At 45.2% G+C, this 16,506-nt stretch carries 20 protein-coding genes; 3 read left to right on the plus strand and 17 right to left on the minus strand.

Annotated features, from left to right (window positions below; translation table 11 throughout):
- Positions 1 to 9 precede the first annotated feature (9 nt).
- The 10 genes from flgK to flgB are packed head-to-tail and all read right to left on the minus strand — an operon-like array spanning position 10 to position 7,798.
- Positions 10 to 1,383, minus strand: coding sequence for a flagellar hook-associated protein FlgK (gene flgK / locus L5M40_RS19880; protein ID WP_113940818.1), 1,374 nt, complete (start codon positions 1,381 to 1,383; stop codon positions 10 to 12).
- Positions 1,380 to 1,787 (minus strand): rod-binding protein, encoded by a 408-nt coding sequence (locus L5M40_RS19885; RefSeq protein ID WP_113940819.1) that lies wholly within the window; start codon positions 1,785 to 1,787, stop codon positions 1,380 to 1,382. The genes flgK and L5M40_RS19885 overlap by 4 nt, the downstream gene beginning before the upstream one ends.
- Positions 1,787 to 2,899: a flagellar basal body P-ring protein FlgI gene (locus L5M40_RS19890; RefSeq protein ID WP_113940820.1), complete on the minus strand. Its 1,113-nt coding sequence runs from the start codon at positions 2,897 to 2,899 to the stop codon at positions 1,787 to 1,789. The genes L5M40_RS19885 and L5M40_RS19890 overlap by 1 nt, the downstream gene beginning before the upstream one ends.
- A gap of 14 nt (positions 2,900 to 2,913) precedes the next feature.
- Complete coding sequence (flgH, locus tag L5M40_RS19895) at positions 2,914 to 3,576, minus strand: flagellar basal body L-ring protein FlgH (RefSeq protein WP_113940821.1); 663 nt, start codon at positions 3,574 to 3,576, stop codon at positions 2,914 to 2,916.
- Positions 3,577 to 3,586: 10 nt separating this feature from the next.
- Positions 3,587 to 4,372 (minus strand): flagellar basal-body rod protein FlgG, encoded by a 786-nt coding sequence (gene flgG / locus L5M40_RS19900; protein WP_006083393.1) that lies wholly within the window; start codon positions 4,370 to 4,372, stop codon positions 3,587 to 3,589.
- 11 nt (positions 4,373 to 4,383) lie between these two features.
- The gene (locus L5M40_RS19905) at positions 4,384 to 5,118 is read right to left on the minus strand and encodes a flagellar basal body rod protein FlgF (protein ID WP_173247921.1); all 735 of its coding nucleotides are present in this window, start codon (positions 5,116 to 5,118) and stop codon (positions 4,384 to 4,386) included.
- A gap of 14 nt (positions 5,119 to 5,132) precedes the next feature.
- The gene (gene flgE, locus L5M40_RS19910; RefSeq protein ID WP_263257135.1) at positions 5,133 to 6,335 is read right to left on the minus strand and encodes a flagellar hook protein FlgE; all 1,203 of its coding nucleotides are present in this window, start codon (positions 6,333 to 6,335) and stop codon (positions 5,133 to 5,135) included.
- 22 nt (positions 6,336 to 6,357) lie between these two features.
- Complete coding sequence (locus tag L5M40_RS19915) at positions 6,358 to 7,020, minus strand: flagellar hook assembly protein FlgD (RefSeq protein ID WP_113940824.1); 663 nt, start codon at positions 7,018 to 7,020, stop codon at positions 6,358 to 6,360.
- A gap of 2 nt (positions 7,021 to 7,022) precedes the next feature.
- A complete protein-coding gene (flgC, locus tag L5M40_RS19920; protein ID WP_131523392.1) occupies positions 7,023 to 7,439 on the minus strand; it encodes a flagellar basal body rod protein FlgC in 417 nt (138 codons plus the stop codon).
- A gap of 8 nt (positions 7,440 to 7,447) precedes the next feature.
- Positions 7,448 to 7,798 carry a flagellar basal body rod protein FlgB gene (gene flgB / locus L5M40_RS19925; RefSeq protein WP_168825885.1) on the minus strand — a complete coding sequence of 117 codons (351 nt, stop codon included), beginning with the start codon at positions 7,796 to 7,798 and terminating at the stop codon, positions 7,448 to 7,450.
- Positions 7,799 to 7,894: 96 nt separating this feature from the next.
- Between flgB and flgA the strand changes: the two genes are divergently transcribed.
- The 3 genes from flgA to L5M40_RS19940 all read left to right on the plus strand — a co-directional run bounded on the left by flgA (position 7,895) and on the right by L5M40_RS19940 (position 9,462).
- Positions 7,895 to 8,632, plus strand: coding sequence for a flagellar basal body P-ring formation chaperone FlgA (gene flgA / locus L5M40_RS19930; RefSeq protein WP_131523391.1), 738 nt, complete (start codon positions 7,895 to 7,897; stop codon positions 8,630 to 8,632).
- A 100-nt stretch (positions 8,633 to 8,732) separates the two neighbouring features.
- Complete coding sequence (gene flgM, locus L5M40_RS19935) at positions 8,733 to 9,014, plus strand: flagellar biosynthesis anti-sigma factor FlgM (protein WP_113940828.1); 282 nt, start codon at positions 8,733 to 8,735, stop codon at positions 9,012 to 9,014.
- Positions 9,007 to 9,462 (plus strand): flagellar protein FlgN, encoded by a 456-nt coding sequence (locus L5M40_RS19940; RefSeq protein ID WP_028761850.1) that lies wholly within the window; start codon positions 9,007 to 9,009, stop codon positions 9,460 to 9,462. The genes flgM and L5M40_RS19940 overlap by 8 nt, the downstream gene beginning before the upstream one ends.
- Before the next feature lie 85 nt (positions 9,463 to 9,547).
- On the opposite strand, the gene L5M40_RS19945 is transcribed toward L5M40_RS19940, so the two are convergent.
- From L5M40_RS19945 to L5M40_RS19975, 7 genes are read right to left on the minus strand one after another with little or no spacing between them, the layout of a single operon-like run.
- Positions 9,548 to 9,973 carry a hypothetical protein gene (locus tag L5M40_RS19945; protein WP_263257137.1) on the minus strand — a complete coding sequence of 142 codons (426 nt, stop codon included), beginning with the start codon at positions 9,971 to 9,973 and terminating at the stop codon, positions 9,548 to 9,550.
- Positions 9,951 to 11,300: a FliI/YscN family ATPase gene (locus L5M40_RS19950; RefSeq protein ID WP_113940831.1), complete on the minus strand. Its 1,350-nt coding sequence runs from the start codon at positions 11,298 to 11,300 to the stop codon at positions 9,951 to 9,953. Before L5M40_RS19950 ends, L5M40_RS19945 begins: the two co-directional genes overlap by 23 nt.
- Positions 11,278 to 11,988, minus strand: a complete 711-nt coding sequence (gene fliH / locus L5M40_RS19955) for a flagellar assembly protein FliH (RefSeq protein WP_263257138.1) — start codon at positions 11,986 to 11,988, stop codon at positions 11,278 to 11,280. Before fliH ends, L5M40_RS19950 begins: the two co-directional genes overlap by 23 nt.
- Complete coding sequence (locus L5M40_RS19960; RefSeq protein ID WP_251073491.1) at positions 11,988 to 12,974, minus strand: flagellar motor switch protein FliG; 987 nt, start codon at positions 12,972 to 12,974, stop codon at positions 11,988 to 11,990. Before L5M40_RS19960 ends, fliH begins: the two co-directional genes overlap by 1 nt.
- 16 nt (positions 12,975 to 12,990) lie before the next feature.
- Positions 12,991 to 14,667, minus strand: a complete 1,677-nt coding sequence (gene fliF, locus L5M40_RS19965) for a flagellar basal-body MS-ring/collar protein FliF (RefSeq protein ID WP_219255430.1) — start codon at positions 14,665 to 14,667, stop codon at positions 12,991 to 12,993.
- A gap of 12 nt (positions 14,668 to 14,679) precedes the next feature.
- Positions 14,680 to 15,018: a flagellar hook-basal body complex protein FliE gene (gene fliE / locus L5M40_RS19970; RefSeq protein ID WP_113940834.1), complete on the minus strand. Its 339-nt coding sequence runs from the start codon at positions 15,016 to 15,018 to the stop codon at positions 14,680 to 14,682.
- A gap of 28 nt (positions 15,019 to 15,046) precedes the next feature.
- Complete coding sequence (locus tag L5M40_RS19975; protein WP_263197073.1) at positions 15,047 to 16,357, minus strand: sigma-54 dependent transcriptional regulator; 1,311 nt, start codon at positions 16,355 to 16,357, stop codon at positions 15,047 to 15,049.
- Between the last annotated feature and the right edge of the window lie 149 nt (positions 16,358 to 16,506).

A 16,506-nucleotide genomic window follows, 5' to 3' on the forward strand; every position in this document is an offset into this window, starting at 1 on the left:
ATAAAGTCCTTAAAAGCTACTAAGCATAGTTTGAAACAGTTGATCTGCGGTGGAAATCACCTTCGCATTCGCCATATATGACTGCTGATAGATGATCAAATTAATCCCTTCTTCATCGGGATTTACACCACTGGTACTCGCCCATTGGGACTGCGCATCTTTTTGCAAATCTACACTGGTTTTAGCAAATGAAATCGCTTGGCGAGAAGCAGAACCTAACTGGCCAACCTTACTGGAAAAGGATTCCGCTAAGCTTGTATTACTGCCAAGGCTAGTAAAACTCAGCTCTTTATTCGCTAGCTGTACTAAAGCTTTTAAATTTGCGTTATCGCCTTGGGTGCCATCTTTACCAAAGGCAAGTTTATCAGGCGTAAAACCGGCCGTTAGAGATAAGCTTCCTCCTGGGTTATTAGCTTGATAAGTAAATAAATCCTGTGACGGTGTCGCACCATTTAAGTCAGTGCCAGAAGCAAGAATAGAATTAAACTCTGTCGCTAACATGACCGCTAATTCATCTATGTACTGTTGCGAATCTGCGAGCTGCACATCACGGTACGTAAGCAAGGCACCTAAACTGCCACCAGCGGTTTCATCAACATTAAACTGGCTAGCACCAAATTGGATAGTCACCAAATCGTTCTTAGGATTGGTGGGATCGGGATTACTCGTTAACTTAGCGGCAGTATTTCCCGTCAATAGCGGCTCACCTCGGGCCAGCGAGATATTGACCATGCCTTGGCTATCTTCAACAACCCGAATATCTAAAATCGCCGCTAAGTCATCAATTGCAGCATCTCGACTATCTTGCAGTGCAGGGGGAATCGTTCCTGTTACACTCGCTGCCTGAATGTCGCGGTTGAAACTGGCAATAATATTAAGTTGTGAGTTGATCTCTTTAACGGATGAACCAAGCTGTCCATTGATCTGATTACGTTGCGAATCAATATTGTCGTTGATTGCATTCACTCTTTGGGCAACGGCCTTAGCCTCATTAAGTACACCTTGTCGATAGGCAATGAGATTAGGTTGTTCCATAGATGAATTAAGGGCGGCGAATAATTGATCTAGGCCTTTTGAGATATTATTCCCTTCGGCACCAAATACTTGTTCAGCCTGACGCAAATAACTACTTTGCACTTTAGAAAAACCAACAGCACTCGTTGTTTGCCATAACTGCGCGACTTCGTATTGATCAGAGATCCGTCTAACACCATCAACAAACACGCCCGCGCCGGAGCCATAAGCACCGCCACCAACCGAACTTAACATCACCTGCTGACGTGAATAGCCTGCAACCATAGCATTAGCAACGTTATTTGAGGTTGCATTCAATGCGGCCATGCTTGCCAATAAGCCAGACTTACCAATGTTCAACATGCTCATTTAAAATCCTTCACAACGGGCCGCATAATAAGTGCAGGCTGCATCGCTGTTGTTGTCATCTGTTGAGGATCAAAGGCGACCGGATCTTTCTCAGACTGAAATGAACGTGATAGCTGCTTAGTCATCACGTCAGCCAAGCCCATACCATTGACTTGGCTTAAACGACTGGCCAATTCCGCATCATGTAAATCTTGATAAAGGCCATTATTGCTTTTGGAGGTTAAAGGATTATCTTCATCGGCCATAGCGTCGGTGGCTGAGCGCATTTGCTTAAGTACCGTTTGCAGGAACTGCGCCTCAAATTGTTGACTGACTAATTTAAGTGCACCTTGCTCGCCATTCGCCTTAATCAAATCATCAGCATTCAGCTTATTTAAGTAACCGCCCGTATTTTCAACTTTCATTAAATTACCACCAAATCAGCTTCTAAAGAGCCCGCTTCCGCCAAAGCTTCTAAAATTGCCATCAAGTCCATTGGTGTCGCACCTAAGCTATTTACGGCACGCACGATTTCTTCAATTGCCGTGCCCTCGGGCCAAACAAACATACGTTTGTTACCTTGCTCGACTAATACTTGGCTATCATTAGTCACCACGGTTTCCCCTGCGGCATTACCAAGATAAGCGCCATTAGGCTGGCTCACGTTTTCCCGTTCAACAATAGTCACTGTCAGATTGCCATGGCTCACAGCGGCTTTACGAACCACAACATCTCCCCCTAATACCACAGTGCCAGTACGACTATTAAACACGATTCGAGGTGAACGTCGGCCTTGGTCAATCTTGAGTTCTTCAAGCATTGACATAAAAGTCACACGCTCTCGATTCGACTTAGGCGCGTGTATCAGAACCTTGGCATGATCTTGCGCACGTGCAACATCGGGTCCAAATAGTTCATTCACAGCCCGTTCGATATTTCGGGCGGTTTTAAAGTTAGGATCCTTAAGGTTTAATATGATGTCTTCATTATCACTAAAGTTACTTTTGATTGGTGCCTCAAGTAAGGCACCATTGGGGATAGTGCCAACAGTTGGCACATTCACAGTCACAGATGATCCATTACGACCGGCGGCAGAAATACCGCCAACCACTAAGTTGCCCTGCGCTACCGCGTAAACCTCACCATCGACAGCCCTAAGAGGCGTCATTAATAAGGTTCCGCCCTGAAGACTTTTTGCATCACCAAGGGATGAAACCGTCACATCTAAGGATTGTCCTGGGCTCGCCAGAGAAGTAATAGTCGCATGCACAGCAACAGCGGCGACGTTCTTTAACTTAGGATCGGTTTTATCATCAATCTGTACACCAAACTGTTTAAGCATATTGACGACAGATTGACTGGTAAATTTAACTTGAGAGCGGTCACCCGTTCCATTTAATCCGACGACTAAGCCATAACCCACGAGTTGGTTATCACGCAGACCTTGCACATCGACAATATCCATCAAGTAGCGGCTTTGCTCTTCCGCTTGCAGTGTACCAGTAGCCAAAAGTAACAATAATAAACAACGTAGCATCAAAATATCCTTTGCTAGAGCGGGAACCATGGACTATTGAAATAGCGAGAAGCCCATCCCATAGCATTACTGTCGGCAATGGCACCTTGACCACCATAGATAATTCGGGCATCGGCAATACGTTGCGACGATATCGTATTGTCATTACCTATATCATCAGCACGTATAATGCCAAGTAAGCGTAAATACTCATCGCCCTGATTCAATCGCAGCCATTTTTCACCACGTATCAACAAGGTACCATTAGGTAAAACCTTAGAAACAGTTACAGTGATTGAACCTGATAACTGGTTTTGCTGTGTACTTGAGCCTGCACCATTAAACCCTCTCGAAAAAGAGGTTTTACCGTCAGCATTGGCCGTTTTATCACCAATATTGCCCGCAAGCCCCATACCCATATCTTGTTCTTTGTTGGTCTTGGTATCCGCTTTCTTACTCGAATAGGTTTTTTCATCTAACGCGACGGTTAAAATATCGCCCTCACGGAAAGCACGTTTATCCTTAAAAAGCGTCAACATAAAACCGGGACGATAAAGACTGCCATCCTTTGCATCTGGCAGGCTGTAGTCAATCTCAGGCGGTGCCCACTCTTTAGTGCCAGGTTTAGTCTCCTTATCTGGAATATGCGACATACAACCCGATAACAGTGCAAACCATAAAAACCATAACCAACGCATGATTGCCTCTCTAAACCGATTGATTGAGGAACTTGAGCATATCGTCTGAGGCTGACACAACTTTGGCATTCATCTCATATGCTCTCTGCGTGGAAATCATTTCGACCATTTCTTCCACCACGTTGACGTTTGCGCCCTCTAGCGCACCCTGTCTTAAAGCACCTAAAGCTTGATCACCCGCCACACCTTCAACCGCCACACCCGATGCCGCCGTTTCACGGTAAAGGTTGTCACCTCGAGCTTCTAACCCTGCTGGATTAGTAAAGTTAACAAGCGTGATTTGACCTAAATCTTGAGGTTCAGCTTCACCCGCCATTTTCGCTGTGACTACACCATCGTTAGCAATGGTAACGGTTAGCGCATCTTCAGGGATCACGATATTGGGCACTAAAGGTAAACCTTGTGACGTGACCATCATGCCTTCGCTGCTGCGATAAAACTGACCGTCACGGGTATAAGCAAGATCGCCATTTGGCTCTTCTACTTGGAAAAAACCATGACCTTCGATCGCTAGATCCAACTGCTGACTGGTATTTTGCATATCCCCAGTAGTGAATATTTTTTGAGTACCAACGACTCTCGTTCCTGCACCTAATTGCAGACCCGATGGCAGATTATTCAGTGCATCAACCTGTCCACCTGGCTGACGTTGAACCTGATAAAACAGATCATTAAACGCAACACGGTCACGCTTAAAACCTGTGGTATTCACGTTTGCCAAGTTGTTGGCAATCGCAGTCATTTTCGTATCTTGTGCTGTTAGGCCGGTTTTACTTACCCATAACGCTGATTGCATACCAATAATCCTTAAACATTGCCCAGCAGACGATTACCAGCCTCGGCCAGCTTTTCTGCACTTTTCATTAACTTAACTTGAATCTCAAATTGACGACTCAAATCCATAGATGCAATAAGCTCTGACACGGCCTGCACGTTACTCGACTCAAGGAAGCCACTATCCACTAACACACCTTCATCTTGTGGCACTGCTTGGCCATCACGACGATAGAGCAACCCATCTTGCCCCTTTTGCATTAAGGCAAAGTCAGGATTCACTAGCTTTAATCGGCCCACCTCCTCAATGATCCCGCCTTCAGAGGGTAAAACACTGACGGTGCCGTCTTCACCCACAAAGACATCTTTATGCTCAGGCAGCGCTATCAGCCCATCAACGCCTAATACAGGTCGGCCATCGATAGTCAGTTGCCCCTCGGCATTGGTCTCAATTGCACCTGAACGGGTGTATGCTTCAACACCGTCAACAGCCACACTGAACAAGCCACGATCGCGGATCGCTAAATCCAATGAACGGCCCGTAGGATTGATCACCCCACTTTGCTGGCTAAAACCACTACTCTCAGTCTGTGCCATAACCCTTGTGTTCAAACTATTACCTTGAACAGCTAAAGGCACGGCATTAACGCGCTCAAGGTCGGCTTTAAATCCTGCAGTTTCAGCGTTAGCCAAGTTATTCGCGCGAATACTTTGCGCCTCAAGAATACGAACTGCACCACTGGCGGCGGTATAAAGCATCTTCTCCATGTCAGTGTCTCTTCTTAAATGGCATTAAGTAATGCTTGTTGCATAGTCGAGTTCACATCGAGAACTTTGGCGTTAGATTGATAATTACGTTGTGCCGACATGAGGTTAACCATTTCAGCGGTCGTATCCACATTCGAGCCCTCTAAATACCCCCCCGTAACAGTGCCCATAGTGCCTGTAGATGGCGCCCCCATAATCGCTTGCCCAGCGGTATTTGTAGCCACCCAAGCATTGTTACTCACGGCAGATAAACCATTGGGATTACTAAAGTTTGCGAGGACGACCTGACCCTGTAATTGATCTTGGCCGTTAGTATAAGTGCCATACAACATGCCATTGTCATCCAGACGCACGCCTTTCAATTCACCCGAGGTGTAACCGTCTTGAGATAAGCTGGAGTTGTTATATTTGGCGGCATACTGAGTGCTTTTATCAAAATTGATATCAAATTTAAGCGGTGATGCCCCATTACCCAATGTAAGGTCGAAGGTATCCTTTGTCGTAGTTGGATCTAAAATGCCTTTTGAATCAAATTTTAATGTTGTTTGGTCTGGCAGAAGAGTCCCATCCAGAGTGTAATTAACAGTCCACTCATTCGGCGCTGTTTTTACATAATACTGAGTCACCACATGCTCTGTACCCAAAGAGTCGTAGACACTGGTGGTACCAATAGAGTGATAACTATCAATATTTTTAGGATCAAATGGCACGGCTGGGACAGCTGGAGGAATAACATCGACTCTCGCATCGAGATTTGAAACCATGCTGACATTCGTTGTGGCTTTGGCCGCTAAAGAAGCCGTTTGTACCTGTAAGTCACCCGCATTACCGGTTTGTAATCTTCCCGTCGTATTCACAGAATATCCCTGTAAACGATTACCGACTGGATCGGTTATAAAGCCTTGATTGTCCTTATGGAACATCCCTGCTCTAGCATACATGGCGCCGCCATCATTCCCCTTGAGAACAAAAAAGCCTTCGCCTTGGATCCCCATATCAAGCTGACGACCGGTATAAGTTAAGCTGCCACCTTTAGAGAAGTTTTGGCTCGTTGACATCACGCCAACGCCACCCGCCTGACCACCATTATAAATTGATGCAAATTCACTACGGCCACCGCGAAACCCACTCGTCGATGCGTTAGCAATGTTATTACTGATAGTGTTGAGATCTTGAGTCGTCGCCTGTAAACCACTTAAAGCTATGTTAAATGACATCTTAATATCCTATAAAAATAATTTACGAAACTTCAGAAATATTGAGCACAGAAACAACCCCAACACCATGGCCCATTTCAGCCATCATCATGCCGGATGCACTGGAGAAATGGATTCTCTCGATCGGTGCCTTAATATACGTTGGCGCAACTAAACTATTTTCACCTAGTGTCGCCTTAGCTTTGATTTCATATTGGCCTGCAGACAACCCCAGCTCAGCTGGATCGATAGAGAACCGAACATCACCAACATCCTGAGCACCGAGTTGAATAGTGCTAACGACCTGACCTTGTGCATCGATAATTTCAAGATCTAAGCCTTCAGCTGCATTCTCTAAATACACTTTGCCTTCAACCGCTTCACCATCGAGCTGAAACTCAGACACAGGCACCATGGCATTCTTACCAATCAAAGATGCCGACTGTACTATGCCCAAATTTTCCATCATGACCATTTGGCTTGATTGATTCTTCCGCATTCCCTCTAAGCTTTCGACCTGCGAAAACTGCGCTAATTGAGAGATATACTCAGCACTGTTAAGCGGTTTAGTGGGATCTTGATTCTTGATTTGCGCGATCATTAAGGTCATAAATTCATTCTTTAATGACGCAGCATCATTCCCTGGAGCCGCTAATGCACCTGCTGGATTCTGAATCGAGTTGTTACCAGAGCGAGCCAATTCCATTGCTATTTATTCCCTAGTTGCAATAAACCTTGCTGCATAGAACGCGCACGATTCATGATTTCAACACTGGTTTCAAATGAACGACTTGCCGCCATCATGTCGGCCATTTCTTCAATCGTGTTCACATTAGAGTAAGCGACATAACCTTGTTCATTGGCAAAGGGATGATTCGGCTCATAACGCATATCCAATGGGGCATCCGCTTGGACTATCTCACTCACTTCAATCGAAGCACCAATCGCACCTTGTTGAGTCGCATCATAAATAGTCGCAAATACGGGTTTTAATGCTCGATAGGCCGACTCAGGGTTTTCGGCGGCAGTTCCAGCGTTAGCTAAGTTACTCGCGACTGTATTTAAACGTATGGTCTGAGCATTCATGCCAGCACCCGCTATTTGATAAATATCGCCAAATGACATACAGGCTCCTAACGACCTTCAATAGCAGACTTTAGACCGGCTATTTTCATGTTTAAAAATGTCAAACTCGTTTGATAATCCATCGCATTCTGTGAATATCTTGCCTGTTCCTTACCGAGTTCCACGGTATTATCATCGGCAGAATTTTGATAAGGCATGCGATAAGCGAGGTTGTACTCTTGATTCATCTGCATGCCTGCTTCAACTTGCTTCATGGCCGCTTTGAAATCCAAATCTCTCGCTTTGTACCCCGGAGTTTCGGCATTGATTAAATTACTCGCTAATACCTTGCTTCTCTCCACTCTAAAATCGAGTGTCTGAGGATGTATTCCTAATGCTTTATCAAGGTTGATAGCCATCTCAACTCCTAGTACTGTATGCGTAATTAATTTAGATGGTCGAGCAGCTTACAATTAGCATGCCAATATACTTATTCATATAAAACAGTTGGTTAAATGAAATCGCTATTGATATACGGAAAGTTCTTTTCCCTCACTTTCTTACTGAGCATAGGGTTACTTCCGCTCAATGTGCACGCGAAAGGGAAGATCACGGCGACAGAACAAATATCTCAGCAAATGACAAACTCCGTAGCCGCAGAGATAGCTAAGTGGCAACAATCGCAAGAGATCAAAAAAGTCAGCAAAAAAATCACACTGCACATTCCTTCCAGCACAGCCAAGCTAAAAACGTGTAGCACGGCGCTCCAAGTCGAGGCTGCTAAAGGGCTCCCATTCGGTCGGATCCAACGAAAAATAAGCTGTGCCTCTGAAGGCTGGTCACTCTATGTTCGGGCCAAGGTTGCTCTCAGCGCCTACATTCCTGTTGCCAACAAAACGCTTAAGAGAGATGAAGTTGTCACATCAGAAAATCTACAATGGCAAATGCTGCCCTTAACTGCGTCAGATCAAGACATTATTACTGATGAAAAACACATTTTAGGGCAAGCGGTTGCCAGAAAAATAATCAAAAACAAACCCATAAGAGCAAGCAATTTAAGTGCACCAGAACTCGTGAGCATAGGAGATGAAGTGATTATTGAAGCAGTCAGTGCCACCTTTTATGCCAATATGATTGGGATTGCTATGGATGCGGGTAAACAAGGTGATGCCATTAGAGTGAGGAATAGTAGTTCAGGGAAAATCATTACCGCCTACCCCATAGCTAAGGGGAGAGTTGAAACCCGTTTTTAACATTCAGGTCACCTGAGGATAAATTTAAAAATTTATTTTAGATTTATCCTATTTAGGTCGCCTATATCTAATATCTAGCCATTTATGACGATGAACATCTATGGAAATTAATAAAATTAGTAGTGCCTTGAGCACTGAGTTCAGCACGAGTAAGAGCGCTAATACGCCCAGAAAGCCCGTTGAATCAGAAAATCTATCAACGCCAACACGACAAGATATTAGTCACGACTGGCAATTGTTAGAACAAACCCAGAAAGAGTTACATACCATCTCCGACGTTGACACAGATAAAGTTGCTGCTATACGTCAGGCTTTAAGTAATGGCAGCTTTGAGCTGAGCTTAGATAAAATTGCAGATAAGATATTGATACAGCATGGATAATAGTCAAGTAAATAAGCGCGAACTTGTTCAAAGTTTAATTCGCGATATTCGTCAAGATCTTGAGGGATATAGTCAATTAAAATCAATGCTTAAGCACCAACGTGAATTAATGCAACGCAGGGATAATGATGCGCTCTTAGCCCATAACGAGCGTCAAACTGCACTGTGTAACAAGTTAGCTTTGAGAGCCAAACAGCGAAGCGAAAATCTCGCGACACTAGGTTTTAATAGTGACAATAGTGGCATGAGACGCTTAATCACGGCGCTACCTGATCACCTAAGACCGCAAATAAAAATGTCATGGGACAACTTGCAGCTGTTAGTGAAAGATAGCCAAACAGCCAATGAAACCAACGGCAGATTGCTAGTAATACAGCAAGAGACGATTAACCGTATCCTGAATCAAGATGGCCAACACCATGAAATTGATTACGGTGCCAAACGCTAATCAAACTGAATTATTGAGAGTTACCAAAGCCCTCGCTAATGGGACATAGTTTAAAAGGTGGCTCTCAGCTGTAATGACACAGCGCTTATTGGCCTTTATTCTTGTAATAGAAACCCGCCATATCATCAACAACAGCCTGTTCACGACGTGCCACTTGTGCTTGCTCTTGTATATGTGTTTGTTTTTCAAGCCACTTCAAACCTTGCTGACGCCCTAATTGCTTACGCCATAAGCGATCAATACGCAGCAGTTCCTGTTGTAGAAAGACCTCCTTTTGAGCTAACTTCACCCGCATAGGCTCTAACACTTGCGCCATACTTGCGGAATTTTGCCAGAGCAAAACATTTGAGCCCTCTTTCGCACCACGATAAGTCAATATCATTTGGGCTAAGGCTTGATTTTGTTGTTGATTTAGTTGAACGCTTAGGCTGGAATCATCGCGTTTTTGCCCTAGCTGCGCTAATTTCTTTTCAGCTTGAACACGTAACTTAGAGAGATGACGCTGGCTCATATCCCATAACTCCCATCAACTGTTCCAATTGCACTAAACTTTCAGCCAAATTGACTTTACTGTGTGTAGTCTGGCGTAAAAATCGTGCCATTTCTGGATACACTCGCACAGCAAGATCCATTTCAGGATCTTGGCCCGCTTGGTACCCACCTAAAGGTAATAAGTCTCTGACCTCATTGTAACGACTCAAAAGATGTCTAAAGATCTGACTCTGTTCAATACTGCTAGAGGTCGCTATGTGCATGGCTAAGCGGCTCACAGACGCATTAAGATCAATCGCAGGGAAATGTCCTTGCTCGGCCAATTTACGACTTAGCACTATATGGCCATCTAAAATAGCTCTCGCTGCATCTGCAACAGGATCCTGCTGATCATCGCCCTCGGCCAATACGGTATAAAACGCGGTTAGCGTTCCCGTCGGATGTTCACCATTGCCCGCCATTTCCACCAGTCTAGGTAACTGTGCAAATGCCGATGGCGGATAGCCTTTGGTTGCTGGAGGCTCACCTAAACTCAAGGCGATTTCACGCTGTGCCTGAGCATAACGAGTCAATGAATCTACTAATAACAGTACTTGCTTGCCCTGATCCCTAAAAGCACAGGCAATGGAGTGGGATAACCGCATTGCACGTAATCGCATCAGCGGTGTGGTATCTGCAGGGGCTGCAATAATCACAGCCCGTTTACGCCCTTCTTCACCGAGTGTTTCTTCAATAAACTCCCTGACCTCACGGCCACGCTCACCAATTAAGCCAACCACCACGACATCTGCTTCAGTAAAACGAGTCATCATGCCTAATAACACACTCTTACCCACACCAGAGCCCGCAAAGAGCCCGAGTCGCTGGCCTCTACCAATGGGCAACAAACTATTGATAGCGCGAATACCGACATCTAGCGGCTGCCGAATAGGCTGGCGCAGCAAAGGGTTGTAACTCGTGTGAGATTGCGGGACTTGTGAAACACCGGTTAAATCGCCCAGTAAGTCGAGTGGCTGTCCAAGTCCATCAAGCACCCTGCCAAGCAAACCATCACCAATAGCAATTGTTTGCTCATCCGTAATAGGCAGCACTCTGGCACCTGGCATCAAGCCCTGTGTAGGCTCAATCGGCATAAGGCACAATACGTCCCGATGAAAGCCAACGACTTCAGCCTCAATTAAACGACCATTTCGCCCTTCAATCTGGCAACGATCCCCCATGCCAAGCTGACAGCCAACAGCCTCAAGCAATAGACCATTGACTCGAATGAGACGTCCATAAACCCTTGCAACTGGAACCTGAGGCCAATCGTCATGAAATACATCAGACTCCAATCTCAGCCTCATTCAACTTGGTTTCAACCTGCTTCATGCAAGCATCGAGTCGTGTCTCGACTGAAGCATCTGCATCGGATTTATCACTCACAATACGACAACTGCCCGCTGAAATACTGCTATCAGCGATGAGATTCCAGCCACGGATTTTATCTTCCGAGAGCTCTTTTAATTTAGTCACGGCACTCGGCTCTAAATGGATTTTGATATCCGCTTGATCATCGGGCAACGCACTCAAGGTTTCTTCAACGAGTTTAAGTATTTGTTGTGGCTGCAGGGTTAGCTCGCAGCGAATCACTTGTTGTGACACTCGGCGTACTAATTCAAGGATCAAATTTTGCTGTTCACGAACCTGCTTTGTATGACCGTCTTCGAGTAGTTCTCTCAAGGCACCTAGCGGCACAAGTAAGCTGTTGAGCTGCTCATCGATGGATGCCCTACCCGCTGACTGCCCATCTAACCGACCTTGATGAAAACCAGCTGCATGTCCAGCAATGCGTCCTTCTTCTATGCCAGCCTCATAACCCGCACTCTTACCTTGAATAACACCTTCGTCATAACCCTCATCAAATGCTTGTTGATAACTTTGAAAATCACTGCCCGCATCGGAATTTGATTCCACCGCATCGTGTAATGCAGGAAAACGATAACGACGAGCGAGATTGGTATTTAGACGCCAACGAGAATGCTTGTTTTCCATTAAACAACGACCTGTTCTTCAAATAGCTGCAATTCAATTTCACCTTCTTGCATTAATTGCTTCGCCAGTTCCATTATCTCTTTACGCGCCCCACTCGCTCGGCTAACAGGTACACCACCTAACGCTTCTATTTGCGTTTCAATCGCTGACGACATACGTTTAGGCAAGGCATTGAGCAAGGCATCTTTTAATTCAAAATCAATGCCTTTTAATGCTAACGATAAGGTTTCAGAAGGTACCTGTCCTAATAAGGTCTGCAACGTTTCTTGCTTTTGTCGCCCAAGAATAATGAAGTCAAACATATTATCGGTGACATCGATCGCCATCTGCTTATCATGGAGTTTGATCATTTCCATCAGTTGTTCTCTGTCGCCTTCGAAGCGATTGAGGATATCGGCAACCTGTTTGACGCCCGCCACTTGCGTGTGACTTTTCTCCATTGCCATCAACATACAACGCTCAACCAGTTCTCGCAGTTCCTCAACAACGTTGCGGTCTAATTCGCCAAGTTGCGCGATACGAACGAGCACCTCATCTTGGCTATCAGTGGGCAACATTTTCAGAATTTTAGCGGCACTTTCTGGTGGTAATAATCCCAACAATACCGCTTGCAACTGGCAGTGCTCATGGGTGATTTCACGGGCAAGTAATTGTGGGTCAACCCATTCGAGACGCTTAACGAGCACTTTAATCTCATCGCCATAAATGCTATCGATAAGACTTTTAGAGACTCTGTCTCCCAAAGCGATATCGAGTGTCTTTTGTAAATAGGACCGTGAGGCTCTGGCGATACCCGATTGTTCTTTATAGCGTTGGAAAAAACGGCTGAGTACTGCCTCGGCTTCTTGCTGGGTAATACTCGATAACCGCGCCATTTTATGGCTTAAGTGTTGCACATCGTTACGATCCAAATGCGCCATGACCATGGCAGCACCTTCTTCTCCCATACTCAGTAATAACATGGCCGCTTGGGCGTAATTGTCCATCTTAATTTCGATTGAATTATTCACCGTCTTTATCGCCTATCCAATGAGCTATCACTTCTGCAACACGCGCGGGTTCTTTGTTTGCGAGCAAGGCTAAATGCTCCATTTTAACGGTCAAAGGTGAGCCGGGCTCGGGTAAACCTTGACTGCCTAGCCAGTCGGCACTCGGTAACTGATGTGCTTGATTTGGTAAAGTATCGGCGGAATGCCCATCGAGTGCAGCAGCGGAAGCGGCACTTAATGCAACGGGCTCAATTCTAGGCGCGGTAATTTGAGCGGTTCGGGTCAAGTGCTTAACCAGCGGCCTTAATACGAACAAAATAAGTCCAAAGCCAAGGATGCCGCCTATGATGTAGCGTAAATAAGCTTGGTAATTTTCTGATTGCCACCAAGGTGACGGCGTAAATTCGGCAGCGACGGTTGGGGTAAACTCAAAGGCATTAATGGTAAAACTATCACCTCTCGCCGCCGAAAAGCCGATAGCATCCTTAACCATATTGCCAAACTTAACCAGTTGAGCCTCTTCATTAAATGCTCCTTGACCCGTAGCACTATTAATAAGCACTGAAACTGAGAGGTTTTCGAGCTGCATTTGTTGATAACGAACATGACGCACAGAACGACCAACGTCATATTGACGACTTTCTTCCTGCTTCAAATTACGGGTCTTATCATTCGTCGCCTCTTTGCCTGCTTGGGGTGGCTTATTACTTAAAGCTCCGGGAATTCCTGCGGCAATACTATTACTTGAATCATCGACACTCGTACGCTCTTGAGTCACGACATTTTGCGGATCGAGTGACTCCTTAGTTTCTTCAACCTGATTGAAGTTTACTTTTGCAGTCACCCGCACTTGGAAATTATCTTGACCAAGCACAGGCTCGAGCATAGAGGCGGCATTAGCCACTAAGCTATTCTCAAGTTCACGCGTGTACTGTAACTGCTTGTTTCTAGACTGGCTAAGATCTTGATTGCCTGAAATGTTCTCACTTAAATATCGACCATCTTGATCGACAACTTTGATATTACTGGCCGTTAGTCCAGTCACACTGCCTGCGACTAAATTAACAATAGCCTCAACTTGTGTTTCAGAGAGTCGAGTATTCGGGTCTAGCTGTAGCATGACGGAAGCCGTCGGCAGTTCAGGCTCCTGACGGATAAACAGAGTTTGTTTAGGTATCGCCAAATGAACTCTTGCGGCACGGACCGACTTTAACGACATGATAGTGCGAGCTAATTCACCTTCTAAACTATGGCGATACTTAGCTTGTTCCATAAATTGACTCGTGCCGAGCGCGGTATTGTCGAGTGCCTCCATACCCGAAGGTACTTTCGCTTTTACCCCTTTTGCGGCCAAAAGCATACGCGCATTACCGACTTGCTCTTCTGCAACGAGGACTGCCCCAGTATTAGCCTCGAGGCGATAATCAATGCCTTCTGCATCCAAGACATTTAACACTTGAGAAGTATCGACATTTTCTTGGCTGCCATATAAAGGTCGATACCCTGCAGTAGCAGTCCATAACATCAACACTATGACACTGGCGACAACCACCGCAAGTAAAGCTAAGGCGATAACCTGACGATCACCACGGTTAAAACGATGCCATTTTTGGGTCATGCCAGCAATGAATCCTGACGAAGATTCAGTCCCGGTAATATCCTGACCTGATTGAACAAAAGTGGTAGACATTCACACAATTCCTTAAATAGGCATCTTCATTACATCGTCAAATGCTTGCACAAGACGATTACGAATTTGGAGCATAGTCGCAAATGACAAACTGGCTTTTTGCGAAGCCACCATAGCACCGACGAGATCATCGCTTTTTCCACTATCGACAGCCGCCATCGCCATAGAGGATTGGTTCTGATCTTGGTTAACGGCAGAAACTTTACTCTTAATCAAGTCAGTGAATGACCCATAAGCCATACCATTATCGGCAGGGTTTGAAGTGATGTTGATCGCCCCTTTGGCCACTTCACGATGAATGTTTAAGGTTTCCATTAACATATTTGAGCTAACAATCGCTCCATTAGACATATTCCATTCCTATTACTTTTTGATTGCTCTAAGCTGCTCGACCCGCTTGCTCTAATAACATTTCAATATCAATACCCGCTTCTCGCATTTGTACGAGACGATATCTTAAGGCTCTAGTCGTCATCCCTAGCGCCTCTGCACTTAACGTGCGTTGCCCATTAAAACGTTTAAGTACATCAATAATATATTGAAACTCTGCCTGTTGTTTTGACGCTTTAAGTCCATCTGAGGCGCCTAAAGGCTCCAACTCAAGCATCTCTTCTTGAATGTTTAACCCGAGTTCCGCAACTTGAATCGCCTGACCTCTACGCATCACTAATGCACGTTGAATACAATTTTCTAGCTCTCTTACATTTCCGGGCCAATCATAGTTAACGAGCACTTGTCTTGCGTGCTCACTGAAGTAACAGCGACTTGAGCAATCAGATTGGCCATATAAATTTAAGAAATGTTCAGCTAGAGGCAGGATGTCAGCCTTTCGTTCTCTTAAAGGCTTAATTTTCAGAGGTAAAACATCTAATCGATAGAACAAGTCCTCCCTAAAATGTCCAAACTCCACGGCTTGTCTTAAGTCGCGATTGGTAGAGGCAATGACTCTGATATCCAGTGGTATAACATGCTGGCCACCAAGTCTTTCGACTTCACGCTCCTGTAGCACCCGAAGTAACTTCGCCTGTAACGGCAAGGGCATTTCACCAATTTCATCGAGTAATAAAGTACCGCCATTGGCCTGCTCAAATTTTCCTGCCTTATCACAAATGGCACCAGTGAAGGCACCTTTGACATGCCCAAAGAGAACGGACTCTAGAATACTTTCAGGGATGGCAGCGCAGTTAATCGCAACGAAAGGCTTATGTGAACGGGAGGAGTGACGATGAATATAACGAGCAAGCGGTTCCTTACCAGTACCACTTTCACCCAATAATAAAACACTGGCCTCAGTAGTTGCGGCGCGATGGGCCAACATCAACAATTGTCGACTAACAGAAGCCGCGACAACCAAACTAGAATCAGGTAATTCTAAACGGTGTAATCGCTGAATGGAGGCAAGTAGCTGCTCAGTTTCTACGGGGATTAATAGATAATCCTGTACGCCAGCACGCATTGCTGCGGCTGCCAACTCACCTTGCTCTGGTGCGAGTAACGCGACGATATTACGGCCAGGAAAACGGGCAAGATAAGACTTCACATCACAAGGACTACAATCCGACAAGTTAACGATAGTGAGCCAAGGTAATTCCATTGCATCACTCCACAGGTAAAAATCCTCCTGTGTTATTTTGCATGCAAGTTCCGCAGATATGTTTAACCCTTCAATCCGTATACTTAGGCCACCCACTCATTAACTCCCTCTCGTTTACAGTACATTAAATAACACCTTAATTTAGACCTATAAGTATCTGTGCTTGAATGTATATAAAAGCTATTACTACTTACTTATCCATCTAGATGAATGAGCAATAAATAACTCAAGCCATTAAGAACAGT

Origin of the sequence: Shewanella sp. SM68 (assembly GCF_025653925.1) — a bacterium.
Taxonomy (GTDB): Bacteria; Pseudomonadota; Gammaproteobacteria; order Enterobacterales; family Shewanellaceae; genus Shewanella; species Shewanella oncorhynchi.